Annotated in this window: 20 protein-coding genes and 1 riboswitch; of the genes, 15 read left to right on the top strand and 5 right to left on the bottom strand. The window is 47.8% G+C overall.

What is annotated here, in order from left to right:
* Positions 1–3: 3 nt before the first annotated feature.
* A complete protein-coding gene (locus tag AB8599_RS16140; RefSeq protein WP_407333927.1) occupies positions 4–1,074 on the bottom strand; it encodes a M28 family metallopeptidase in 1,071 nt (356 codons plus the stop codon).
* 349 nt (positions 1,075–1,423) lie between these two features.
* Here AB8599_RS16140 and AB8599_RS16135 point away from each other — a divergent pair, with 349 nt between their 5' ends.
* The 5 genes from AB8599_RS16135 to AB8599_RS16115 all read left to right on the top strand — a co-directional run bounded on the left by AB8599_RS16135 (position 1,424) and on the right by AB8599_RS16115 (position 8,197).
* A complete protein-coding gene (locus AB8599_RS16135) occupies positions 1,424–1,729 on the top strand; it encodes a DUF6482 family protein (protein WP_407333926.1) in 306 nt (101 codons plus the stop codon).
* Between the two features lie 154 nt (positions 1,730–1,883).
* Complete coding sequence (locus AB8599_RS16130) at positions 1,884–3,146, top strand: mechanosensitive ion channel family protein (protein ID WP_407333925.1); 1,263 nt, start codon at positions 1,884–1,886, stop codon at positions 3,144–3,146.
* Positions 3,147–3,715: 569 nt separating this feature from the next.
* A complete protein-coding gene (locus AB8599_RS16125; RefSeq protein WP_407333924.1) occupies positions 3,716–6,346 on the top strand; it encodes a hypothetical protein in 2,631 nt (876 codons plus the stop codon).
* 116 nt (positions 6,347–6,462) lie between these two features.
* Positions 6,463–6,879 carry a GNAT family N-acetyltransferase gene (locus tag AB8599_RS16120; RefSeq protein ID WP_407334411.1) on the top strand — a complete coding sequence of 139 codons (417 nt, stop codon included), beginning with the start codon at positions 6,463–6,465 and terminating at the stop codon, positions 6,877–6,879.
* Between the two features lie 478 nt (positions 6,880–7,357).
* Complete coding sequence (locus tag AB8599_RS16115) at positions 7,358–8,197, top strand: lipase/acyltransferase domain-containing protein (protein ID WP_407333923.1); 840 nt, start codon at positions 7,358–7,360, stop codon at positions 8,195–8,197.
* Between the two features lie 203 nt (positions 8,198–8,400).
* Here the strand turns inward: AB8599_RS16115 and AB8599_RS16110 are convergent, their stop codons facing one another.
* On the bottom strand, positions 8,401–8,616 hold the full coding sequence (locus tag AB8599_RS16110) for a TIGR02450 family Trp-rich protein (RefSeq protein ID WP_407333922.1): 216 nt from the start codon (positions 8,614–8,616) through the stop codon (positions 8,401–8,403).
* 440 nt (positions 8,617–9,056) lie between these two features.
* Positions 9,057–9,200, top strand: a riboswitch (guanidine-I (ykkC/yxkD leader).
* Between the two features lie 56 nt (positions 9,201–9,256).
* Between AB8599_RS16110 and AB8599_RS16105 the strand changes: the two genes are divergently transcribed.
* From AB8599_RS16105 to AB8599_RS16070, 8 genes are all read left to right on the top strand, one after another.
* Positions 9,257–10,360, top strand: a complete 1,104-nt coding sequence (locus AB8599_RS16105; RefSeq protein ID WP_407333921.1) for a putative urea ABC transporter substrate-binding protein — start codon at positions 9,257–9,259, stop codon at positions 10,358–10,360.
* Positions 10,361–10,369: 9 nt separating this feature from the next.
* Positions 10,370–11,194 carry an ABC transporter permease gene (locus AB8599_RS16100; protein WP_407333920.1) on the top strand — a complete coding sequence of 275 codons (825 nt, stop codon included), beginning with the start codon at positions 10,370–10,372 and terminating at the stop codon, positions 11,192–11,194.
* Positions 11,194–12,051 (top strand): ABC transporter ATP-binding protein, encoded by an 858-nt coding sequence (locus tag AB8599_RS16095; RefSeq protein ID WP_407333919.1) that lies wholly within the window; start codon positions 11,194–11,196, stop codon positions 12,049–12,051. The genes AB8599_RS16100 and AB8599_RS16095 overlap by 1 nt, the downstream gene beginning before the upstream one ends.
* Before the next feature lie 41 nt (positions 12,052–12,092).
* Positions 12,093–12,818 (top strand): urea amidolyase associated protein UAAP1, encoded by a 726-nt coding sequence (locus AB8599_RS16090; protein ID WP_407333918.1) that lies wholly within the window; start codon positions 12,093–12,095, stop codon positions 12,816–12,818.
* Positions 12,819–12,828: 10 nt separating this feature from the next.
* Positions 12,829–13,473, top strand: coding sequence for an urea amidolyase associated protein UAAP2 (locus AB8599_RS16085; RefSeq protein WP_407333917.1), 645 nt, complete (start codon positions 12,829–12,831; stop codon positions 13,471–13,473).
* Between the two features lie 124 nt (positions 13,474–13,597).
* Complete coding sequence (gene uca, locus AB8599_RS16080) at positions 13,598–17,281, top strand: urea carboxylase (protein ID WP_407333916.1); 3,684 nt, start codon at positions 13,598–13,600, stop codon at positions 17,279–17,281.
* The gene (atzF, locus tag AB8599_RS16075; RefSeq protein WP_407333915.1) at positions 17,281–19,041 is read left to right on the top strand and encodes an allophanate hydrolase; all 1,761 of its coding nucleotides are present in this window, start codon (positions 17,281–17,283) and stop codon (positions 19,039–19,041) included. Before uca ends, atzF begins: the two co-directional genes overlap by 1 nt.
* Before the next feature lie 104 nt (positions 19,042–19,145).
* Positions 19,146–19,583, top strand: a complete 438-nt coding sequence (locus AB8599_RS16070; RefSeq protein ID WP_407333914.1) for a DUF4156 domain-containing protein — start codon at positions 19,146–19,148, stop codon at positions 19,581–19,583.
* Between the two features lie 115 nt (positions 19,584–19,698).
* Here AB8599_RS16070 and AB8599_RS16065 read toward each other — a convergent pair whose 3' ends face one another.
* Positions 19,699–20,886, bottom strand: coding sequence for a PLP-dependent aminotransferase family protein (locus AB8599_RS16065; RefSeq protein WP_407333913.1), 1,188 nt, complete (start codon positions 20,884–20,886; stop codon positions 19,699–19,701).
* A gap of 112 nt (positions 20,887–20,998) precedes the next feature.
* Here AB8599_RS16065 and AB8599_RS16060 point away from each other — a divergent pair, with 112 nt between their 5' ends.
* Entirely contained in the window at positions 20,999–21,868 is an 870-nt protein-coding gene (locus AB8599_RS16060; protein ID WP_407333912.1) for a GyrI-like domain-containing protein, read from the top strand.
* 55 nt (positions 21,869–21,923) lie between these two features.
* On the opposite strand, the gene AB8599_RS16055 is transcribed toward AB8599_RS16060, so the two are convergent.
* Positions 21,924–22,532: a YitT family protein gene (locus tag AB8599_RS16055; protein WP_407333911.1), complete on the bottom strand. Its 609-nt coding sequence runs from the start codon at positions 22,530–22,532 to the stop codon at positions 21,924–21,926.
* A gap of 345 nt (positions 22,533–22,877) precedes the next feature.
* Between AB8599_RS16055 and AB8599_RS16050 the strand changes: the two genes are divergently transcribed.
* Complete coding sequence (locus tag AB8599_RS16050) at positions 22,878–23,162, top strand: hypothetical protein (RefSeq protein WP_407333910.1); 285 nt, start codon at positions 22,878–22,880, stop codon at positions 23,160–23,162.
* Positions 23,163–23,260: 98 nt separating this feature from the next.
* Here the strand turns inward: AB8599_RS16050 and AB8599_RS16045 are convergent, their stop codons facing one another.
* Entirely contained in the window at positions 23,261–23,839 is a 579-nt protein-coding gene (locus AB8599_RS16045) for a copper-binding protein (RefSeq protein WP_407333909.1), read from the bottom strand.
* Positions 23,840–23,872 lie beyond the last annotated feature (33 nt).

Here is a 23,872-nt window from a genome sequence, read left to right as displayed (position 1 = left end):
CTATCACTGCACCCACTTGTTCGCCTCAAGGGCAAAGTTTTCTAACACTTGAATGTTTTGATTCAGCTGAGTTTGCAGTCTGTCTTTGAACAGCGGGGTTAGGGTGTCTAAGCGGTCAAACTTGGTGTGCCAAATCTTACCCCAGTGTTCTTCTTCTTCGCGGTTACATGCACTGAGCTTTTTGTCATCAAAACAATTCCACAGCGCTTCATTCGTGGTTTGCGAATATCCGTCATTCCCTTCTTCACCATCTATGGCAAAGTTTGTGGCTTCAAGGTATCCAATGGGAATGCCGCTGCACGCAAACGGCGCATGATCTGACCAATTGCCTGTTTCGCCTTCAGGGTAGCCTTCAAAAGTGGGGTGAAGTTTGTGGCCGTTTTCTTTGTAGAGTCGGTCAGAAACCGCTTTCAAGCCTGATCGAACAGATGTGTCGCCTGAGTAATTGGCGTTCTCGACGTAGTCACATTTGTACGGTGTGGAATGGGCGCTGTGCACATATAGGTTGTCACCACCAATAATGGTGTCGAGGTTAACCATGCCAACCACATTATCCAGAGCACCTTTTTGGTTTACGTAGTATTTAGAACCATTCAGACCAAATTCTTCTGCACCAAAGGCGATAAGGCGAACCGTGTAGGGAAGCGTTTTTCCTTTCAAGTCTTTGGCCATCGCCAGCAACGCAACCACACCGGATCCGTTGTCAGTCGCGCCGAGTGAGCCTTTTTCATCCCCTTTGGTGTCGTAATGTGCGCCTATAACCAGCACTTTGTCTGATTGGCCAGGGATATCTACCATCACGTTTTCAGAGGTGAGTTGTTTACCATCAAGCTCAAACGTAAACGGCTGAGTGATGACGTCATAGCCCGATTTTTTCCATTGCTCTGAAATCCAATCCGCTGTCCGTTTTTCGTCAGGCGTGCCAACACGTCTCGCGCCAATGCCATTGGTTTCATCGGTTAACGCGACGAGTTGCTCCCAAGCGTAGTCGTTTGCAAACGCTGCGCTTGAGACAAAGGCGCTACTTGAGAGGAGAAGTGTGCTGTAAAGGGCGGTTGTGATCGTATTTTTCATTATGATTTCCGTATCTGTGATTATTTGTCGTGTTTCGATTTTAGTGGAGCACAGATTTGTCGAATTTCCTTGAACATGAAGCACAGAAATCCGTCAAGGATAACGTTTAAAGCCTTATTCTTACAGGCATGACGCTTTGTCCCATAAGTGGAGTGTGTTGAGTCAGTTGCACTTACATTTTCGATATTTTTCGCATTTTCGCTGTTTCAGCGCCAAATGTTGGCCATGATTTTTTCACGGAAGTAAGGTGATATTAACGCAAAAATAATCCTTATCTTTAGTGTGAGCGTAATGATTATTTAAACGCAAAAAAGACGTTCAAGATGATAGAAAATAGAGGGGATCGGCCATGAAGAAAACACTCAGAGCGCTCACTAAGCTCGACAATATAGACACCTTGGTGATCCACTCGCTTGATCTGTGTTTGTATCAGGCTTCTGTGATGATTGGTGATGACGAGTTCATGGTGACGGATGACATCGGCAATTTGATCCGCGCCCACTCTCTGTTAGCGATCCAAAAGCAGTGCCAGAATATAAAAGCCAAAACGCAAATGATGCGCCAAGAAAGTGCTTACGACGAAATGGTAGGTGGCCCTGAGAAAGGCGAAGGAAACCGATTGGAGGTGCTGATTAGCGATAACAAATTGTATTAATTATTGCATAAATTAGGATGAAACAAACCCCAGTATCAAAACTGCCTCACCCGACATGAGACGTGCCTGATAGGCTTAAGTGCGAGTCACTGACAAGACGCTTCATCCTGCTTCTTGATGTCACTCAGAAGTCATTCATTGCAGGGAGAGTGCCATGCTAGACCACGGGGTTCGTAAGTACGTCAGCGATAAATTAGCGTCAATGGGGGTCGACAACGATCCCTACGGTACGGAACCTACCATCGTCTTCATTTTGGCTGCCATTGGTGTCGCCGTTGTTAGCTATTTGATTGTACATCGCGTCATTGTCCGTTCTGTGAATTTTGCTATTAGCAAAAACAAAACGTCTTGGGGGAATAGCCTGACCCACCATGAAGTGTTGGAAAAAATCGCGATGCTCGTTCCCATCATGATCCTCGATCTGCTTATTCCGCCAATTCTTGCTCATGAACCTGTACTGGAAACACTATCTGACCGTTTTCTCGGTGTATCGGTGTTGGTGATGTTTATCTGGATGATGTTTGCCCTGCTCGATGCACTTAACGAAATTGCCGATAACAAGGGCGTCACACGTCGGATGCCAATCAAGAGCTTTGTTCAACTGATAAAGCTGTTCACTTTTATTGTCGGTATTGTGGTGTCCATCTCCATTCTGGCGAATGAATCTCCCGTTATTTTTCTAAGTGGTTTAGGCGTGGCGACGGGTTTGGTGATGTTGGTGTTCAAAGACACCATATTAGGATTTGTCGCAGGTATCCAGCTTGCGGCTAACCGCATGGTCAGCCTCAACGACTGGATTGAGATGAGTGATTATGGGGCGAATGGTTCAGTAGAAGAGGTTTCACTCACCACAGTCAAAGTGCGAAACTTTGACAACACAGTCACCATGTTGCCTGCGTATGCGCTGGTGCAAAATGCGTTCATCAACTGGCAGGGTATGTCTGATTCCGGCGGGCGACGTATTATGCGGTCAGTGAAGATTGACCTGACGTCGATTCGGTTCATGACTGAAGAAGAAATAGAATCGCTGAAAGAAATACGGATTCTTCGCGAGTTTCTCTTTGAAAAATCGCGAGAAATTAAAGAATTCAACGAAAACTTTGATGATGTTCCTCACGTGGCTAACCTTCGTCAAATGACAAACATTGGTGTGTTTCGCGCTTACCTCACGACGTATCTCCGCTCCCACAAAGATATCCACCATTACATGCTTTTCATGGTGCGCCAGCTTGAACCAACCGCAGAAGGCTTACCACTCCAAATCTATGCCTTTACCAACAACACGGATTGGGTGTTTTACGAAGGTGTTCAAGCCGATATATTTGATCACATTTACGCCATTATGCCGCTGTTTGGATTAAGACCATTTCAAGCTTTTGGTGGGAATGATGCAACAAGGATTGGCATGAAAGAGTAGTGTTTTTTATCGGTAAGCGAAGAATATTGTGACTGAAAAGATAGAAGTGAAGAGCTGTCGGGCAAAGACGAATTCGTCTCATCGTAGGGTACGCCCGACAGCATGTTCGATAGGTTGAATATACCGAGTAACCCACTGAAATAATGAGACATTCATCTACATTCCTGCTGTCAGTAATCGTTGTGATTTATCTTTTTGCACTGCGCTGGTAATTCTGAATTTTATTATTGACCAATTGGTTAGTATGTTGTTTGTCGCGGTCGAGCTGCCTATTCAGGTTACTTTTCTCATATCCTGCATTTATTTTCCCTCATCAAAGGTGTTAATCCGCATTTTCATTCATCACATTGTCTTAATTTGCAGACAGGGATTCTGTGTATTTTTACAAATTTTGCGACAACCTGTATTGCCAAAATATGAAACTCTTTATTTGTTGGCTTCGTGCTCTTAAGCATGAAAGAACCAGAAGCAAATGGTGCTTCGATTCACAAGATAGCGTTCAAGAAAAGCGCGAGCGCCTGATGGTGAATCAAAACACTGAGAAGTTAATTGCTCAGAAAGGGACAATCATGGGTTTCTATAAAAGTAAAATTGCAACGTCGGTTATTCTCTCTTTAATGCTGTCCGCCTGTGGTGGAGGAGGAGGCGGTAGTGATTCGGCAACAGGCGGAGGCTCTGGAAGTTCTCCTGGTGTTGATGATGGGTCAAGCTCAGGTGGCAGTGATTCTTCGTCATCGACATACACCAAGATTGCGTTTGATTTACGTAACGCGTCGACATTAGTGACAACGGAGAAAGCCTTTTCTCAAAGCGCATTGCGAGCAACAATGTCTAGCGCTAGCAATCAGCAGGACACTTTGCCATCGATTGAATTTCGTGACTTCAATTGGTCTTCGGCGAAAAAATCACTAAGCTCGGGCTCAGGTAACACTAACTTATTTGCATTGGGAGACGATGGTGCGCTATTACCCGTAGTCACTTCCGATTTTGATACCAATTTCTCGTTTACAGTCAAGAGCCCCGACGGCAAGTACATTTATGCTGCGTTGGATTGGTTGAATAAATACGACAGCTATTCTCTGGTTCTAGAAGAAAACTGCGCCATCTTTAAAATTACTCTTGCAGACAATGGTGTGAGCTGTCTGCTACCTGGTCATTTTGCAGAAGCGCCTTGGGGTACATGGCTGAAAGAAGTCAACGATGGCCGATACAAGCCGATTCAGTTTGATAGCCAAGGTAATGTTTACTTTTTAAGCCAAGCATTCACCGTGACGACAAAAAATGAAGGCACAGATTATGAATACAAATCGCTAGATTACTCATATTTTACGAATGCAAAATTGACTAAAATTGATGCTGTGAGCGGTAACGCAGTCACCATAACTTCTGATGCTGATGAAGTGAATAGCTTCATAGTGACGCAAGATGATGCTTTGGTGTATCGCTCCGATACGCTGAATATGATCCCTAATGTTTTGGCGACATCCCTGAGCACGGTCACGTTAACGGATGGTTTGTACTGGAGTGATGGTTTCTACTCTTTGGATGACAACGGTACTGTTATCTACCGTGATAATTTAACGGCAAATGACGATATTAGTATCGCTCGTGCGAGCGAAGAATTTGAAGGTGGCGTCAAGAAACGAACCATCAAAAGTTATCGTCCAGACAGTTTGAGTTGGTCTAACCGGGTGGTTATTGGTGATGATGGCTATGTTTACAGCATGTATGTAACGTATGAAGACGACTCTGAAGGCGATTTTAGCAGATATGAAAAAATGCAGCGTATTTTACCTTACGCTGCGGGTGAAATTCTCTCGGTAAAAGTACCAGACTATTACTATTGGAAAACACCTATTCATGTCTCCAAGGGGAATGCGTTTTACGTCGAAGAACAGACACACTCTGCTTATGGTCAATATGATGTAGTGGGCGTTCAGCCGCTCTCAGGTGAGTCACCAACCCTTTTGTTTGGTGATGCGCTTACTGAGCTTAGGTTGAGTATTGAAGCGTGGAAACTAAGTGGTAACACACTCCACTTTACCGGCGTAAACAATGCTAAATCCACCATGGTGACAGGTCAAATCGACATTGAGGCATTGTCTGAAGGACGACCGGAATCGGAATACTTAACGCTAAATAATACAGCATCAGTTTATGACGATTCTCTTGAAATTCGAGACCTCCAACTATTGCGTGATGAAGAACAGCGCGTAAATGTCGGATCGCCGAAAGTGGTAAATCACATTCAGCCTCAAGAAGAGGTTTACGCAAGTACGATCGAATTCAATCACTGGATGGACATAGAAAGCGTTTCAAACAATTTAAGCGTGACCGAGCACGACGGGCTCGGTGGATATGTGGATGACGTAGATGTGATGCCAATCTGGCTTGGTAAGGTTGTACACCTAATTTATGACACGTCGGGCGGTTCAAGCAGCATCACCAATCAACCCTTGAAATTCAGCACAGATTATCAAATCGCTTTGGGTGGTTCAGGGACAAACCTTGAAGGTGTACCATTGTCACTGGCACAAAGTGATGCAGAAAGGACATTCAATTGGTCTACGCGAATTGGGGAAGGCTTAACTGTTGTCGATGCTGATCAAGATAATTACAGCTTCACTACGGGTAAGGCCATCAATGTGTTTGGCAAAAATGTGAAAATTCCACTTATTGAACGTGAGCGCACTTTCGATCACAAGCTGTCTTTGGTTACGGCGTATAACGAAGATTGGGAGTTGGCATTCCATACATCTTCTAGCGAGTGGAAGGGCTACATTAAATTCGATTATTTGGCGATCACTGGCTCATTACACATCTTGAAAGAGAGTGATAATTTTAGTGGTGATCGTGACTGGCTATACGAAGATCCGAAAGTCATTGGTTCTGTAGTGAAAATGGATGCTGATCTTGTTGAAAGCAACGGCAAGATTGTCTTTAGCCTGAAAATAACTGATGAACTCGGTAATACGTATGACGTATCACGAGAAATCGACCATTTAAATGAAGATTACTCTCTGACGTATACGTTTGACGACAACGGTTTTGGCGCAGAATATCGCAGTATTCTCGACAACATACTGCTTACCAATTCGGACGGCAGCACCACGTACATCGATGAAAACTTTGATGACTTACCGTTAGGAAGTGGCAGTTATGTCGGTGGTATTGGCGTAGTCGAGTTACTGAACGAGTAAACGTTAATCCAGTGCTGACAATGATGTTTGAAATCCTCGATTCATCGGGGATTTTTTTCGTCACCTATCATGTCAACGTTATTATTAGGGTTTCGGAGTGTTGAAGAGGATAGCGTATCAATATTAGAAACATTACTTGGCAAGAGGCCATCCCTATTCGGCATGAAGTGCTTTGGCCTGACAAGCCACCCGTGTTTTGTGAATTAGACGGTGATGAAACGGCCTTGCATTTGGGCGCGTTCATAAAAGGGCAGCTTGTTTGTGTCGCGTCAGTGTTCTTTGATGGCAGCCGTGCGCGGTTGAGAAAGTTTGCCACGCTGCAAAGCTATCAAGGGCAGGGTATCGGTGCTGAAGTGCTTTCTACGCTGCTAAGTGGAAACGTGCTCAAAAACCAAGGCGCTGAGGTGTTTTGGTGCGATGCGCGTGAATCTGCCATGCGGTTGTATCAACGCTTTGGTATGTCGCCAGAAGGCGAGCGTTTTTACAAAGGTGATATCCCTTACTTCAAAATGAGTGTTCGGCTGGAGCATTGATGCGCTCGCTAAAGTAAGTGCCAGTGAAACAAAGCAGTGCAAACAGTGCACTACAACAGCGCCCGGCCAGAGATGAACGTCAGGTAATTTGAATTTTTCTGTTTAAAATCAGATGAATAAAAAACTGGCAAGGGGTTTGCAATAAGAGAAGTGTGCGTAAGGCACATGTCCTACAGACAATAAACGTTTACTCCTTGCTGTCAAAATTTGTTTCTCTGCTCAATCGGCGTCATGTCGGTTGGCAGAGAAACCCTTTTTTTTGTACTTCATATCTACGCTTCATCCACTGAACTAATTACTCCCTCATCTCAATTTACGTGATGCTTTTTCATCTCTTCCTGCTTCCTTTGCGTTCTTTGTCGAACAACCTTTTTCCGCTGTTGTAGCTATATATAGACACATTACCATCCTATGCCAATCTACTCTGTTGGTGCATTACGTATTTCATACAGTAAAAATAGAATAAATGGTGATGAAAATGGCAAAGGTAATCGTATTGATTCACGGGCGATCGAATAAGCCAGCGCCCGCGACATTAAAAGATAATTGGATTGAAGCCATCAATGAAGGATTGAGGGCCAATACTTCTCTGACGTCATTGGGTGACACCAAGGTTGAAATGGCGTATTACGCTGATTTGCATTACACAGGAGGGCCTGTGAATGATGTCGATAACAGCGAGCCTTATAAAAAAGCCGCGCCGGGCAGTATTAAACGTTACAAAAAGGGCTTCTTTGACCGGATAAGAAAGCTTTCAGGCAATTGGATTGAAGGCGTCGTTGATACCGTTGAAGAATACAGCGGGGTGTTTTCTCATCTTGCGCGAAGTGTCGCTAAGAAAGTGCTGAGAGATTTGGGCAAGTACTATAGCCAAACCGCGTTTCGCCACAGTGTTAATAAGCGACTTGAAGACATTTTGAAAAAACATCGCGACGACGAAGTGATTTTGGTTTCCCATTCGATGGGCACGATCGTGGCTTATGAAGTGCTGCGTGATATGGGCAAAACGGGCTATCAGATTGATCACTTTATCACCATGGGATCCCCACTTGGCATGGCGCCAGTGCAAGGCAATATGCTGAACCATAGAAACCAGCTTCGAACGCCATCTTGTGTGACGCAATCTTGGGCGAATTTTTCCGATCCTGGTGATTACGTGTGTATTGATACCCATCTTGCCGATGACTACAGCCGCAATAGCAGCAATATAGGCGTGAAGGATCATTTGGTCTGCAATGATTACCCGAACAATGAGCATAAATCTTACGGTTATCTGCGAACCCCTGAGTTTTCTGAACATTTGGCGTCGTTACTGTAGTCGTTATTATTGCTGAAGCCATTTGTAATGGGCATCGCCATTCATCGTATTTAAAAGAAAGTGCCGACGAATGCGTCGGCTTCTCTTGTTAGATTACCGCTAGATACCCACACATTGAGCTCGAATTTACCGTGTAAATCAGCTGGGAATAGATCGGCTTTGAGATCCTTGTGGCTGAGTCAGCGTTCTTGACTGAGCCTTCGTTATTTCCAACCTTGAGCCCAATTCGCACTATTTTTTAGGTCTTTCCAATCAATGAGATACGCATTTTTAGAAATTACCGCTTTGAGTTGACACGAAATCACTGATCCGTCTTCTTCAAACTCAATGTCTGAGACCAGAAAATGCTTTTCTCGATTCATCGGTTTCACTGCTGTCCATTTGCTGTTTCGTAACTTGGCTGGATTGATTTGATTCACATGTACTCCATCGTTGTCAGTGTCAGTGTCAGTGTCAGTGTCAGTGTTGGTTTGGGTATATCTGGAAACCGTTCAATTGTTACGGTTCTTCAGCCATTTAAGTTCAGTCAATTTATGGGATGTTTTGGTAAATCTATGGGATGTTTTGGTAAATAAGGTGAATAGCGTTGAGGTGCCTTGCTCGGTGGGCTTCGGTGATGCACTGGCAGAAGATATTTAGGTGTAAATCGGTGCAACTCACGCACTGAATTGGCGCATCGATATTCGATGAAATACGAGAAAATCTCCTTAAAATCATACTAATCAATAAGATGAAAATCTGGCAAGGCATTTGCTGTTATCGAAACAGTAGCGAGCCAAAGATGTATCGGTGAATGGTGATTTAACATCAACACTACGTAGCGTTAATACTCGATTTTGTTAGCGCTAGACGACAATTTGCAATAGATAACTAGGGTTCCGGCTGTTTCTTCTCTTCGTCAATGTATCGCGGTTAATTGCCCGAACGAAGAAGGTCACGGTGTCTGGTCCGAGAGTTGTCAACCTCACTTGAGGTCACACGGAGGGATAAAAGCCCGGGAGATGAAATCGATATCTCTTTGGCTCCATCCAGTTTGTGAAACTCAAGGTAGAGGTAGTTATGTATAAGTTCTCATCAATACTCCGCAATATTTCATCAACCCGAAAAACCATCTCACGTTTGATCCTGAGCGTTGCTGTCTGTTTCTCTTTTCTATCAAGCCCAGCGATAGCGGAAGACAAGCCCACGTTTCGTCTTGCTTGGTCAATCTATGTCGGTTGGATGCCTTGGGACTACGGCAACAACGCAGGGATCATCAAAAAGTGGGGCGACAAATACGGTGTTAACATCGATGTGGTGCAGGTGAACGATTACATCGAGTCGATCAACCAATACACCGCGGGTTCGTTTGATGCCACTGTGATGACCAACATGGATGCACTGACTATTCCGGCTGCCAGCGGCGTTGATTCCACCGCACTGATTGTGGGGGATTTTTCAAACGGTAATGACGGCATCGTGCTGAAAAGTGCTGACAAACTCGCTGACATCAAAGGCCAGCGGGTCAACTTGGTAGAGTTAAGTGTTTCTCACTACTTGTTGGCTCGTGCGCTTGAAACTGTCGATATGACCGAGCGTGATGTCACTGTGGTTAACACCACTGACGCTGATTTGGTGCCTGCATTTGCAACCGAAGAGGTGACGGCTGTGACGACGTGGAACCCGTTACTGGCTGAAATTACCCAAATGCCCAATGCCAACAAAGTGTTCGATTCTTCCATGATCCCCGGCGAAATCATTGACCTTTTGGTGGTGAACACAGACACCTTGGCGCAGCATCCTGAGCTGGGTAAAGCACTAACGGGCGCATGGTATGAAATCATGGCAACTATGCAGCAGGACAACGAAGCTGGCGCTCAAGCACTCGAGTTTATGGCGGCCGCTTCCGGTACGGACTTGGCGGGCTACAAAGACCAACTGGCATCGACCAAAATGTTCTATGAACCCGCTGACGCTGTGGCGTTCACTGAATCTGCCGCACTGAAAGACACCATGGCGAAAGTGGCTGAATTTTCATTCAAACATGGTTTGCTGGGTGAAGGCGCACCGGACGCCGGTTTCATCGGTATTGAAACGCCAGTGGGTGTGTTCGGTGATGAGCAAAACATCACGCTTCGCTTCAACCCGATTTATATGGCAATGGCGGCAGATAACGCGCTGTAAGGAAGCATGATGACTCGGATTATTAACCGTAAGCCTTCCGCGTTTGGGCGCACTGTTCTGGCCTGTTTGCCCTTTGTTCTTCTGATCGCTGCCTACATGGTGGCATCCGATGCGCGATTGGCGATTAATCCCAACGACAAGTTACTGCCATCGTTTGATAGCTTTGCTGCCGCGATTGATCGTATGGCTTTTGAGCCGAGCAAACGCACTGGCGATTACTTATTGTGGGTCGATACCTGGGCGAGCTTGCAGCGCTTGTTTCTGGGCGTGGGGATCAGCGGGTTATTGGCGCTGGTGATTGGTGTGGCAAACGGTATGATCCCGTATGTGCGTGCGCCAATGTCTCCCATGGTTCGCGCCTTGTCGTTGATCCCGCCAATGGCGATTCTTCCCATTTTGTTTATCGCGTTGGGGTTGGGTGAACTGTCTAAGGTGATGCTGATTATCATTGGGATTACACCGATGATGATCCGCGATCTTCAGCTACGCACCGAAAGCCTTCCTGCCGAACAAATCATCAAAGCCCAAACCTTGGGCGCAAACTCTTGGACGCTCATGCTGCGCGTTGTCCTTCCGCAAGTGATGCCTCGGCTCATTGAAGCTGTGCGACTGACGCTTGGCAGCGCATGGCTGTTTTTGATTGCTGCGGAAGCCATTGCTGCGACGGAAGGGTTGGGTTATCGCATCTTTTTGATTCGCCGTTACTTGGCGATGGATGTGATTTTGCCTTACGTGCTGTGGATTACGATTTTGGCGTTCTTGATGGATTGGGCCTTACAGAAATTGTCAGCCCACCGTTACCCATGGTTTCACGCACAGGGAGGGAAATCCTAATGAGTGAGTCAGCAAGCAACACGTCGAACAGCCAAGGGCCAAAGCCCATTGTTGATGGCAATGCGTCAATGATGGAAGCCAACACGCCGATCATCGAAGCAAAAGGTCTTTGGAAAGAATATGGCAGCCATGTGGTGATTGAACGCCTCAACATCAAAGTGATGGCGGGGGAGTTCATCAGTATTTTGGGTACGTCGGGCTGCGGGAAATCAACCTTTCTCAACATGCTGCTCGGTACTCAAGCTCCTTCACGTGGTCAATTGCTGCTTGATGGCGAACCGCTGAGTTCTGAGCCGGGGCCGGAGCGCGGCATTGTGTTCCAAAAGTATTCGGTGTTTCCACACATGACAGCACTACAAAACATCATGGTGGCGGACGAGCTAGAAATGAGTCGCTTAACAGGCCGAATATGGGGCAGTGGTCGCGCCGTGTTGCGAGACAAAGCGATGGCGCAGCTCGACAAGCTTGGATTGGCGCACGCGGCAGATAAGTATCCAGCAGAAATGTCAGGCGGTATGCAGCAGCGACTTGCCATTGCGCAGGCATTGATGAAAAAGCCGCGCATTTTATTGCTCGATGAACCCTTCGGCGCGCTCGACCCCGGTATTCGTAAAGACATGCACGAATTGATCAACCAAATATGGCAAGAGCAGAATCTCACCATTTTTATGATCACTCACGATTTACACGAAGGCTTCAAATTGGGCTCGCGTCTTTGGGTGTTCGACAAGCCGCGATTCGACCCACAAGAGCCGGAGCGCTTTGGTTCGCAAGTCACGTTTGATATCCCACTCAATTCAACCGGACAAGATGCGCTGATTGCCAGTTTACAAGCCAAGCAGCAAGACGTGGCCTGAACTGGGATTATTTCGCAAATGAATAGCAAGGAGATCAATAAATGGAATTGAAGAATTTGTTTTATCACCGGTATCTCGGTGGTCAACACGGCGGATTAGAAATCCCAGCAGGTTATAGCTTGCGCTTAACGGACGTGGAAGGTGGCGCGAATGCGAGCTTACTGCTGTTCAACCCACGTAACCCGTTAGAGCGCATTAACTTGCCTGACACCCTCAAATGCCAGCACACCTTCAAGCTGACGGCAGGCAATTGTGTCTATTCCGACATGGGACGAATTTTCTGCTCCATTGTGCAAGACGATACGGGCTGGATCGACAGCGTCGGCGGTTTGAGTAACAAAAACCATGTGGCCAAGGTATGGGGCGAGCGTAACTACCAAAGTGACCGTAATGATTGGCTGCAAAATGGACATGACGCCATGCTGGTGGAAATGGCGAAATTTGGGCTTGGCCTGCGTGATTTGGCCGCCACGCTCAATGTCTTCAGCAAGGTCGAAACCACTGATGATGGTCAGCTCACCTTTGTGCAAAGACACAGCAAAGCCGCCTCAGTGGTTGAACTGCGTTTTGAGATGGACACCATCGTATTGTTTAGCACCTGCCCGCACCCGATGAATGAAGCCGTGGTTTATCCGCGCAATCCGGTTGATGTCGAAATGGTGAAATCTTCTCCAGTTGAGGCAGATGATGCTTGTCTAAATCATTGCGATGAAAACCGCCGTGGATTCCTCAACACTCGCCAATATCAGCCTGTATTCGTCGCTTAAGGAGAATGAGATGATCAAAGAGAGTGATTTTAAAATGGAGAACGTCATTTCTCGTGAAGTGGTCGATGCGGGTGACTACTACTTCAACGTGGTGAAAAAAGGCGAACGTGTTCGCATTACCGATCTGGAAGGCAATCAGGCTGCGGATACCTTGTTCTACAACGCGAATAATCCCTCAGAGCGCTATAGCGCCATGGACACCTTGCGTGAGCAGGGCAACGCCTACCTCACTGCTGAATCTGTGTTGATGTCGAATTTGTCGAACCCGATGCTCGAAATTGTGGCTGATACGTGCGGGCGTCACGACACCCTCGGCGGCGCATGCTCTACCGAAAGCAACACCGTGCGCTATGCGCTGGAAAAACGTTGTATGCATGCTTGCCGAGACTCTTGGCTATTGGCGGTGGCAGAGCACCCTGAATATGGGCTGACTAAGCGCGACATTAGCCACAACATCAACTTCTTTATGAATGTGCCTGTCACCGCCGAAGGGGGGCTGACCTTTGCTGATGGCATCAGCGCGCCGGGTAAATACGTGGAACTGGAAGCGAAAATGGACGTGATTATGTTGGTGTCGAATTGCCCCCAATTGAACAATCCTTGTAATGCGTATAACCCAACTCCCGTTGAAATTTCGGTTTGGGAAGCGGCGTAAGTTCGCACGGTAGACACAAAAAATAAGGTAAGGGACGACCCTCACGCCAGCAGGCTCACTCACCGTGTTGGCGACACACCTTCGGTCTTAATTCGGGACGACCCGACGAATTGAAGACAAAGCTATGTTTAACAAGAACAAGATGTTTAACAAGAACAAGATGTTTAACAAGCACAAGATGTTCAATAAAGTGTTGATTGCAAACCGTGGCGCGATTGCGTGTCGGATCATCCGCACATTAGATGCAATGGGTGTGGCGAGTGTGGCGGTTTATCACGAAGACGATGCAGGCAGCCTGCATACGCGAAACGCCACAGAAGCCTTCAGCCTTGGTGAAGGCAGCGCCGCTGAAACCTATCTCAACATGAACAAAATCATCGCTATTGCCAAAGAAGCGGGCGCAGAAGCGATTCATCCAGGTTATGGCTTTTTAAGTGAAAACCCCGATTTTGTGGCAGCATGTCAACAAGAAAATCTTGTGTTCCTCGGCCCAACCAGTGACCAAATTAATCAGTTTGGCTTAAAGCATACTGCTCGTGAACTGGCGGAGCAGGCGAATGTGCCCCTGCTTCCCGGAACGGGCTTGCTGGAAAGCGTTGAAGAAGCGATTGCTAGCGCCGAAGCCATGGGCTATCCCATCATGCTGAAAAGCACTGCAGGCGGCGGCGGTATTGGCATGCGTTTTTGCGAAAATGCCGAACAGTTAACGGATGCGTTTGATGCTGTAAAACGTCTGGGTGAAGCCAACTTCAGCCATAGCGGCTTGTTCATGGAAAAATTCATCACAGCGGCACGCCACATTGAAGTGCAAGTGGTGGGTGACGGCGAAGGCAATGTGATTGCCCTTGGTGAACGTGATTGCTCCGCGCAGCGACGTAACCAAAAAGTGATGGAAGAAACACCGGCCCCAAATCTGGACGATGAAACCCGCCAAGCATTGCATCAGACGGCGATTCAGCTGGCCGAATCGGTCAATTATCGCAGCGCGGGTACGGTGGAATTTATTCTTGATCAGTCCACGCAGCAGTTCTATTTCCTCGAAGTCAATACCCGTCTGCAAGTGGAACATGGCGTCACTGAAATGATCTTTGGCGTCGATATTGTCAAGCTGATGGTGGAAATTGGCGCGGGCGAATATCACGTAAGTTGGGTGGAAGCGAAAGCCGCCAAACCACATGGTCACGCGATTCAGTTCCGTTTGTACGCGGAAGATCCAAATCGACAGTTTCAGCCATCGACAGGGTTGATCACGACATTGGCCTTCCCTGAGGGTATTGATGCAAACCGCGTGATCACGCAAGAAAACGGTAGCACAGTACGGATTGATACCTGGGTGGAGGCGGGCGTAGAAGTCAGTCCATTTTTTGACCCTATGATTGCCAAAGTCATGGTGCACGGGGGCGATCGCCACAGTGCACTGGCAGATATTGCTGAATTATTGAATAGCACTCATCTGTATGGCATTGAAACTAATCTGTCTTATTTAGCTCAGCTTGCTGTTGAACCTATGGTGAAGCAGGGCACTGTGCTGACATCGAGTCTCGCTGGGTTTAATTATCAACCATCGACGGTGGATGTATTGGCGAGCGGGACACAAACGACAGTTCAAGACTATCCCGCGCGCAGTGGCTATTGGCATGTCGGCATTCCGCCATCGGGCCCAATGGACAGCCTGAGTTTTCGTCTCGGCAATCAATTACTCGAAAATTCAGAGACATGTGCGGGTTTAGAGATCATCGCTAATGGCCCGACGCTGCGCTTCAACCAGCGGACTCAAGTGGTGGTAACGGGCGCTGACATCAATGTGAAATGCAACGGTGCGGACGCGCCTATGTGGACGGTACTGGATATTGAAAAGGGCGATACGCTTGCGCTTGGCGCGATGACAGGTGAGGGTGCTCGCGCGTATCTTCTGATCAAAGACGGGTTTGATTGTCCTGAATATCTCGGCAGCCGTTCGACGTTTACCTTGGGTAAATTCGGGGGGCATGGTGGCCGCGCGTTAATGGCGGGTGATGTGCTTCATCTTCATCCCGTTGAACACGATAAAAGCCTGACTGGCAAAACCATGGTTAAACCCGATCTGGGCATGACGCATACATTGCGCGTGATTTACGGCCCGCACGGTGCGCCTGATTTCTTTACTGACAATGACATTTCGGCGTTTTTTGATGCGGAATGGGAAGTGCACTTTAACTCCAGCCGCACGGGTGTGCGTCTTATCGGGCCAAAACCTGAATGGGCGAGAACCGACGGCGGTGAAGCAGGGCTGCATCCATCGAATATTCACGATAACGCTTATGCGGTAGGTACGGTCGATTTCACGGGAGATATGCCGGTGATTTTAGGGCCAGATGGCCCAAGCCTAGGAGGCTTTGTCTGTCCGGCGACCATTATCAAAGCGGATTTGTGGAAAATGGGGCAACTAAAAGCCGGCGACAAAGTGCGATTCCAGCCTGTCACTATGTTTGATGCCGAAGAAGCCGAGAAACATCAACGCCTCGCTATTGCCCAGTTACAAACCCAAGAACTTTCACTCGCGGCTTTCATGCCAACTACGCCGGTGTTGAAAGAACTTGCTGCCGACAAATACGGTGAGACGGTGGTGTATCGCCCAAGCGGTGAGGATTTCCTGCTGGTGGAATACGGCCCACAAATGCTGGATATTCGCCTGCGTTTTCGTGTTCACGCCTTAATGATGACCTTGGAAAGCATGGCCGTCCCCGCGATTAAAGAGCTAACGCCGGGTATTCGATCGCTGCAAGTGCATTACGACAACTTGCAGTCACCTTGCGAAGAAATGCTGGCGATCCTCGAACGTGCAGAAGCGGCTATCGGTGATATTTCACAGCTCACCGTGCCATCACGCGTGGTGCATCTTCCTTTGTCTTGGGACGATCCTTCAATCCAGTTAGCCATGCGTAAATACGACGAAGTGGTGCGAAAAAATGCGCCGTGGAGCCCGAATAATATCGAGTTCATTCGTCGTATTAACGGCTTGGACAGCATGGATCAGGTCAAGGACATCGTGTTTGATGCCAGCTATTTGGTGATGGGGCTGGGTGATGTTTACCTTGGCGCGCCTGTCGCGACGCCGATGGATCCTCGCCATCGTTTGGTGACCACCAAATACAACCCCGCGCGTACATGGACGCCTGAAAATGCCGTCGGTATTGGTGGCGCGTATATGTGTGTGTATGGCATGGAAGGGCCGGGTGGCTATCAGCTGATGGGGCGAACGCTCCAAATGTGGAACCGCTACGGAAAGAGCAAAGCCTTTGATAAACCTTGGCTGCTGCGCTTTTTCGATCAGATCCGTTTCTATCCGGTTTCTCACGAAGAACTGACGGATATTCGTCGCGATTTCCCGCGCGGGCAATTTGACGTCCGCATCGAAGAAACCCGCTTCAGCCTTGCTGACTATGAAGCCATGCTTGAGCAAGAAAAGGCGTCGATCACCGCGTTCAAATCTCGCCAGCAACAGGCGTTCGATGAAGAGCGTCAGCGCTGGGAAGAAAGTGGCGACGCCAATTTTGTTGCCGAAGCGGTGGAAGAACAAAGCACGGCTGACGACATGTTGGAAGATGGGCAATTTACCGTTTCTAGCCAGTTGGCGGGCAACGTGTGGCAATTGCTGGCAAAACCCGGCGATACCATTGAAATTGGTCAACCCCTCTTGATTGTTGAGTCGATGAAAATGGAAATCGAAGTCACCGCCACCCAATCGGGTCGCGTTGTGCACTATGCCAAAGCGGAAGGTGAGCAAGTGCGAGCAGGTCAAACATTGTTAGTCATGGAGCAGATCTAATGGAATTCACGTCAATTCAAGCCTTGCTGGATGCGTACAAAAGCGGTGAGACGACGCCAGACGCATACTTACGTCAGCAGTGGAAGCAAGCCAAAGCTGACGTCAATCATTGTTGGATTTCGAATATCAGCGAAGCGCAATTGGATGGCTATATCAAAGCGCTCAAAAACAGCAACCCCGAACTAAAACCACTATATGGCGTGCCATTCGCGATCAAAGACAATATCGACTTATTGGGACTGCCGACCACGGCGGCCTGCAAAGAATTCGCCTACTCGCCAAGCCGTTCAGCCTTTGTGGTGCAGGCCTTGATTGAAGCGGGCGCGGTGCCGTTAGGCAAAACCAATCTCGATCAGTTTGCCACGGGTTTAAACGGCACACGTAGCCCGTATGGCGCGTGTCAAAATAGTATCGACCCAACGTACATCTCAGGGGGGTCAAGTGCTGGCAGTGCCGTGTCGGTGGCATTGAAGCAGGTGTTGTTCTCTCTGGGGACAGACACCGCAGGATCAGGGCGTGTCCCCGCGGCGTTTAATCGCTTGGTGGGCATGAAAGCGAGTATCGGGCGAATTAGCTGTCGCGGCTTAGTGCCAGCATGCCGAACGCTGGATTGCATTACTGTGTTCGCACATTCGGTGGAAGACATTGAACACGTGTTGCCCGTAGCTGGGCAATACGATCCGTCTGATTGCTATGCGAGAGACTTTTCTGACTCTGATTCAAAGGTCACTTATTCCTTCGATAAGCCACGCATTGGTGTGCCGCGTGATACCCAATTGGAATTCTTCGGCAACAATAATTACAGGCGTCGTTATAGCGCAAGCAAAGCCCAGTGCGAAGCGTTAGGCGCAGAGTTAGTGGACGTGGATTTCAGTCCGTTTTTGGATGCGGCCAAATTGTTGTATCACGGCCCTTGGGTTGCTGAGCGTTATGCCGGGATCAAAGCGTTTTTTGATGAACATGAAGCTGACTGCGACCCCGCAATTCAAGCCATTATTGGCGGCGCTCGTGGGTTAACAGCGGTAGATGCGTTCAATGCCCAATATGAACTTCAAGCATTGAAAAAGCGTTGTGATGCGATTTTGAATTCTGTCGATGCCATCTTGATCCCAACGGCTGGGAGTATCTACACCATTGAGGAAATGCAGGCTGACCCGATCCAGTTGAATACCAACTTGGGTTTTTACACCAATTTTATGAACTTGTTAGATTATGCTGCCATTGCTGTGCCTGCAGACGACGAATCCGAAAACATGCCATTTGGTATCACGCTGTTTTCAGACAAAGGCACTGAGCCGAAGCTCTTAGAAATGGCCAAAGCGTACACGGGTAAGTCTCGCATTGAAGTCGGTGAGCGTATCCCAGAATCTATGGTGATTGCTGTCTGTGGCGCACACATGGCGGGACTGCCGCTTAACCATCAGTTGGTTAGTCGCCAAGCGACGTTCTTGGAAAAAAGACGCAGTGCCGCGCGTTACCAGTTGTTTGCGTTGGCAGGAGAAGAGCCCAAGCGTCCGGGCATGGTGCGCACAAAAGAAGGTGGGAATCGCATTGAATTGGAACTTTGGGAGATGCCAATGGCACGATTCGGTGATTTTCTGGCGGGCATTCCAAGCCCGTTAGGCTTGGGGAAAGTTGAGTTGGATGACGGGACTTGGGTGACAGGTTTTATCTGCGAAGAAGCGGGTGCAACCGGCGGCCGAGATATCTCTCACTTTGGTAGTTGGCGCGTTTTTTTGACTTCAAAGAGCTATTCCTGAAACAGAGCCAATAAGCACGCAGAATTATGCCAGTCTATTTCGCTTGCTTTTACATCAACTCAGGATAAACTTCGCGCCCTTGAAACAGTAGAGACGCGTCTTAAATGAAAAAAATATCGCTATGTGCAGCATGGGTTTCTGCTGCATTGTTATCGGGCTGTGTGACTTTCCCAACCCAAGAGTCAGAACAAGTCCAAGTGATTTGGGATGATATCAATGCGATTCAAGGATGTGAGCATAAAGGCACAGTGATCGGCTCAGAAGGGCATTTTTACGATTACTGGTTACACGCAGACAAAGACATGGTTTGGGGAACGCTAAACCAAATGCGTAAGAAAGCGGCAGAGAAAGGCGGCAACGTGCTGTATCTGTATCAACCGTTTGGTTTCTCAAGCTCTGTCACCATGTTTGGTAACGCGTATGCGTGCGACGTGGATGCGTCATTAGCCACTGCGGCGAGTGCTACAGAGAAAGCGGCGACAGAAACGACCGCGATCACAGTAGATGGTGCTGACACGGTTGAAGTGATCGACGCGAACTAATACACGTTCATTCGGTAACGTTAACATCATACGAAAAAGGGCATCGCAGAGAAATTTGCGATGCCCTTTTTTTTGGCTGTTTTCTAGGGATCAGATGGCGGTGTGTGACTTGCCGTTATACGAAAACGGGCATTTCTTGATTGGTCGCAGCGCTCAATTGTTCGCGCAGACCTGCTGCCAAACGCGTCACCGCTTCGGCAAGTTCTTCGTTTGTCGCGTTGGTGAAATTCAAACGCAGCGCAGCATCCGCACTTTCTGGTTTCGGGTAGAAAACAGGGCTAGGCACAACCGCCACACCGTTACTGAGTAGCGATTTTGCCAGCGCAAAGGTGTCGCACTCAGGCAGTGTTACCCAAACAAACATGCCACCATCAACGGCGTTCAATTCACACCCTTCAGGCAGCTTTTGCTGCAATTCGTTGAACAAGGTTTCATAGCGAGATTTGTAAAGCGAGCGAATGGTATCAATGTGTTGATCGAAGTCTTTGTGTTCTAACAGACCAAGCAGCAGGGCTTGCATTGGCACGCTTGAATGCAGGTCTGCGCCTTGTTTAACTTTAACCATAGGTTCGATATAGCTGCGTTTGCCTGTGACGACGCCAATGCGCAGGCCGGGAGACGCAATTTTCGAGAAAGAACGCAGAACAATCGAGTTTTGCGGGCAGAAATCTGACACCAATGGCAGGGCTTCACCAGCAAAACGCAGTTCGCGGTAAGGGGCGTCTTCGATCAGTGCCACTTTGTATTTGATGCACAGCGCGGCGACTTGCTGACGTGTTTCTAGTGACCAGCACACCCCTGTTGGGTTGTGAAAATCTGGCACGGCGTAAAACATTTTTGGTGATTGCTCGGCAAAACTGGTTTCTAGTGCAGTTAAATCCGGCCCGAATTCGGTTTGCGGCACGGTCACCATGTCAGCTTGTACCAAGCCAAATACTTGCATCGCACCCAAATAGCTTGGTGCTTCCATCACGACTTTGTCGCCGGGGTTCACATAGGCGCGGGCAATCAAATCTAAGCCTTGTTGTGAGCCCGTACAAACCATCGCCATGTGGCTTTCTGGCAGTTCAAAATAGCTGTTCAGGAACTTGAGTAGTGGGCCATAACCCGCTGTCGCGCCGTATTGAAATACCTCGGGCATGTCAGACAGGCCTTCGAGGGTGGCTTTCATCAAGTCGATAGGAAAGGTTTTTTCATCCGGCAAACCACCTGCGAGAGAGATAACGTTTTTGTCTGACGCTGCCGCCAAAATTTCACGAATATAGGAAGAAGGGATTTGCTGAAGCGATGTTGCGATTTCCATATCAGTACCTGAACGACGTATGAATGACTTATGGAAAAATACTACAACGCATTGCGGTTTTTAGAATGTCCATTTATGCTGTTCGATATGTCCATTTATGCTATTTGGTCAAATGAGCCATCAACACATTTCCCGCATCAATGATGTGCTGTACTACATTCACAAAGATATTAGCCGCGATTTACCCGCGAAAACCTTGGCAGATGTGGCTGCGTATTCAGAACAACACTTCCATCGTATTTTCAAAAGTGTGGTGGGCGAGTCGATTCATCAATATATCCGCCGCACTCGCATGGAATATGCCGCCAATCAGCTGATGTTTGATACACGATCATCCGTGCTTGAGATTGCCAACAAGTGTGGGTTTAACTCGGTGTCTTCGTTTAGTCGTGCATTTAAAGCGACGTTTGAGGTTGCACCGGGTGAATGGCGAAAGCATGATATGCAGATAGCCAATAAGCCCTACTTAAAGGACCCTGATGTAGCCGCGGGCTATCTTCGCGTTGCTGATATGCCATTACCTCAGCCTAAAATAGTCGAGGTGCCAGAGCGGTTCGCCGCGTATGTGCGCCATGTCGGCTATGACCGTTCGATCAAAAATGCTTGGCGAATACTCAAGGCTTGGGCAAGCAGTGAAGGGCGTGATTTTTCACAGCAGTTTGGCTTACACCATTCAAACCCTGCATGGGTGGAACTGGATAAGTGCCGCTACGTTGCCTGCATCGCCATTGATGCGCCAATAAAAGTGCGCGGTGTGGTCAATCAGCTGGTGGTGCCGGGCGGTTTGCATGCAGTGTTTCGCTTGGAGGGGGTATACGGTGAGTTGCTGCCTCAAATCAGCAAGGTGCTGGAGCAATGGCTTCCAGCGTCTGGTTTTAAGCTAGGCTCAACGCCTGCGTATGTGCATTATCACCAAAACCATTTTATCGATGATCAGGAACGCTTTGAGTTGGATTTCTATCTGCCAATTAGTTTCTTTTAATAACAATCAGGCCACCAAAACGGTGGCCTGATTGTTATGGTTTGTTTGTTAGTGACTATACCACTTCCGGTTTAGGCTGATAGCGACCCGGTTTGTGGTTCATTGCCAAGATCAGGTTGGTGGTGATGGCGCCGAGTATAGACAGCGCAATGAGTGTGATATCGACGATGAAAAGCGACATCACCACAATGGCGCAATCCAGTGCCATTTGCACTTTGCCAGCTCGAATTCCAAAGCGTTCTTGAAGATACAGCGCGAGAATATTGAACCCACCCAAGCTCATCTTATGACGGAAAATCACTAGCATACCCATGCCAATCAAGCCGCCACCAATTAGCGCAGCATAAAGCGGTTCAATACGCGCGATTTCGATAACGTGATAAAGGTGGTCAACGGCCAAGGAAACAAGGGTGACGGCAATGAAGGTATTGAGCGTAAATCGCCAACCCATACGCATGACTGAAAGAACATAAAACGGTAGGTTCAGGGCGAAGAAAACTTGTCCGAAACTAAAGTCGCTCACTTTGGTGACGAAGATGGCGAGTCCCGCTGTGCCGCCTGTCAGTAAGCCGACTTGATTGAAGAAGATAACGCCGAGCGAAACGAGTGCGCTGCCAAGCAGCAAGGCCAACAGGTTTTCCCTGAGGCTATGGTCTTTATCCATGATTGTTGATTCCTTTCATTACGCCTGCTTTTCCATTAATTCATGCAGGCAATCGACTGAGTAAGATGCTTTTCTTGGTTGTATTTGTCGAGAAAATGATGGAATTAAGGCAAAAATGGGTGTGCATGAAAATTTACAGTATGTAATTTTCTTCCTTGGATTTGGGGATAAATGAGAACTTACACACTGCCGTAAATCGTGAAATGGGTTGTGTGCCCTGGATGCATTGTTGTGAGCAGTTGTGACTTTTCATTGTTCAAGATGGAAAGAGTTCCAATCCTAAATTACGTTTTTATTAAAGAGCGTGGCGTGTAAAGCCGATGAATAGCAGATTAGGAAAAGAGAATGGATAAAAAAGATAAAGCATTCTTGCGATGGGCGAAGACACGCCAAAAAGGGGCATTTCGTTATATTGCCGTCAATGCACTGATGATCACATTGGGCGTTGCTTTAGGGCGAGCAATCGGGTTTTATTATCTCAAAGATAACCCTTGGCCTACTGATGTTGGATGGCAACTTATTGTTCCTTCAGTGGTGGTGGCGGCCTGTCTATCACTGATATATCTCGTTATATGGCATCTTCGTGAATCGAGCTTTGAAAAAGAGATCTACAACAGAGAGCGCCAATAAATCATCATCTTTTCTGTGTTCGTGCGACTCATAAAAGTGCGATTCATAAAAATAGCCGCTTGTTGCGGCTATTTTTGTATTGATTAATACCGTGAGCGTTACAGTGTCACACTCTTCACCATGCCTGCTTCCGCATGGCCTGGAATGTTGCACGCGAACTCAACGTTTTTATCACCGTGGAAGTGCCATAGCAGTTGCTTAGCCTTGCCCGGTTTTACGGTGACCGTGCTGCCGGAATCGTGGTCGTGATGGCCTGTCATGGTTTTCATCATTTCGCGGTGTTTGAGTTGTTCGTCCATTGAGCCGATGGAGAACTCGTGGTCGATTTTACCCACGTTCATCACCACAAATTGCACCACGTCATTTGGCTCAATAGTCACGTCTTTTTTGAAGTTGATGCGCATGTCATCAGTCAAAATAACGTGGACGACTTTGTCGGGTTTTGCGCCGTTCGCGGGCATACCTACCGCAGACATACCTTCCATGTTCATCATGCTCGAATGATCCATCTTTGAATCATCCATGTCGCCGTGCCCCATGGCTGCGTGATCCATTTGGCTATGGTCCATGGTTGCTTGTGCTTTTTTGCCGTGATCCATCTTGGAATGGTCCATACCGTCTGCCATCGCGCCGGTGGTAAAAATAGCCAGTGATAGTGCCAGTAGTGTTTTTTTCATTGTGTTTTCCTTCTTAAAGTAGAGATTCCGTGC

Origin of the sequence: Enterovibrio litoreus (genome assembly GCF_045679545.1) — a bacterium.
In the GTDB taxonomy this organism is placed as follows: Bacteria; Pseudomonadota; Gammaproteobacteria; order Enterobacterales; family Vibrionaceae; genus Enterovibrio.
The sequence above is the reverse complement of the archived record's forward strand: the minus strand, read 5'-3'. Positions and strand labels throughout refer to the sequence as shown.

Coding starts and splice junctions, on each gene's coding strand:
- AB8599_RS16140 (WP_407333927.1), bottom strand. CDS start 1,074: ATGAAAAATACGATCACAACCGCCCTTTACAGCACACTTCTCCTCTCA.
- AB8599_RS16135 (WP_407333926.1), top strand. CDS start 1,424: ATGAAGAAAACACTCAGAGCGCTCACTAAGCTCGACAATATAGACACC.
- AB8599_RS16130 (WP_407333925.1), top strand. CDS start 1,884: ATGCTAGACCACGGGGTTCGTAAGTACGTCAGCGATAAATTAGCGTCA.
- AB8599_RS16125 (WP_407333924.1), top strand. CDS start 3,716: ATGGGTTTCTATAAAAGTAAAATTGCAACGTCGGTTATTCTCTCTTTA.
- AB8599_RS16115 (WP_407333923.1), top strand. CDS start 7,358: ATGGCAAAGGTAATCGTATTGATTCACGGGCGATCGAATAAGCCAGCG.
- AB8599_RS16105 (WP_407333921.1), top strand. CDS start 9,257: ATGTATAAGTTCTCATCAATACTCCGCAATATTTCATCAACCCGAAAA.
- AB8599_RS16100 (WP_407333920.1), top strand. CDS start 10,370: ATGACTCGGATTATTAACCGTAAGCCTTCCGCGTTTGGGCGCACTGTT.
- AB8599_RS16095 (WP_407333919.1), top strand. CDS start 11,194: ATGAGTGAGTCAGCAAGCAACACGTCGAACAGCCAAGGGCCAAAGCCC.
- AB8599_RS16090 (WP_407333918.1), top strand. CDS start 12,093: ATGGAATTGAAGAATTTGTTTTATCACCGGTATCTCGGTGGTCAACAC.
- AB8599_RS16085 (WP_407333917.1), top strand. CDS start 12,829: ATGATCAAAGAGAGTGATTTTAAAATGGAGAACGTCATTTCTCGTGAA.
- uca (WP_407333916.1), top strand. CDS start 13,598: ATGTTTAACAAGAACAAGATGTTTAACAAGAACAAGATGTTTAACAAG.
- atzF (WP_407333915.1), top strand. CDS start 17,281: ATGGAATTCACGTCAATTCAAGCCTTGCTGGATGCGTACAAAAGCGGT.
- AB8599_RS16070 (WP_407333914.1), top strand. CDS start 19,146: ATGAAAAAAATATCGCTATGTGCAGCATGGGTTTCTGCTGCATTGTTA.
- AB8599_RS16065 (WP_407333913.1), bottom strand. CDS start 20,886: ATGGAAATCGCAACATCGCTTCAGCAAATCCCTTCTTCCTATATTCGT.
- AB8599_RS16060 (WP_407333912.1), top strand. CDS start 20,999: ATGAGCCATCAACACATTTCCCGCATCAATGATGTGCTGTACTACATT.
- AB8599_RS16055 (WP_407333911.1), bottom strand. CDS start 22,532: ATGGATAAAGACCATAGCCTCAGGGAAAACCTGTTGGCCTTGCTGCTT.
- AB8599_RS16050 (WP_407333910.1), top strand. CDS start 22,878: ATGGATAAAAAAGATAAAGCATTCTTGCGATGGGCGAAGACACGCCAA.
- AB8599_RS16045 (WP_407333909.1), bottom strand. CDS start 23,839: ATGAAAAAAACACTACTGGCACTATCACTGGCTATTTTTACCACCGGC.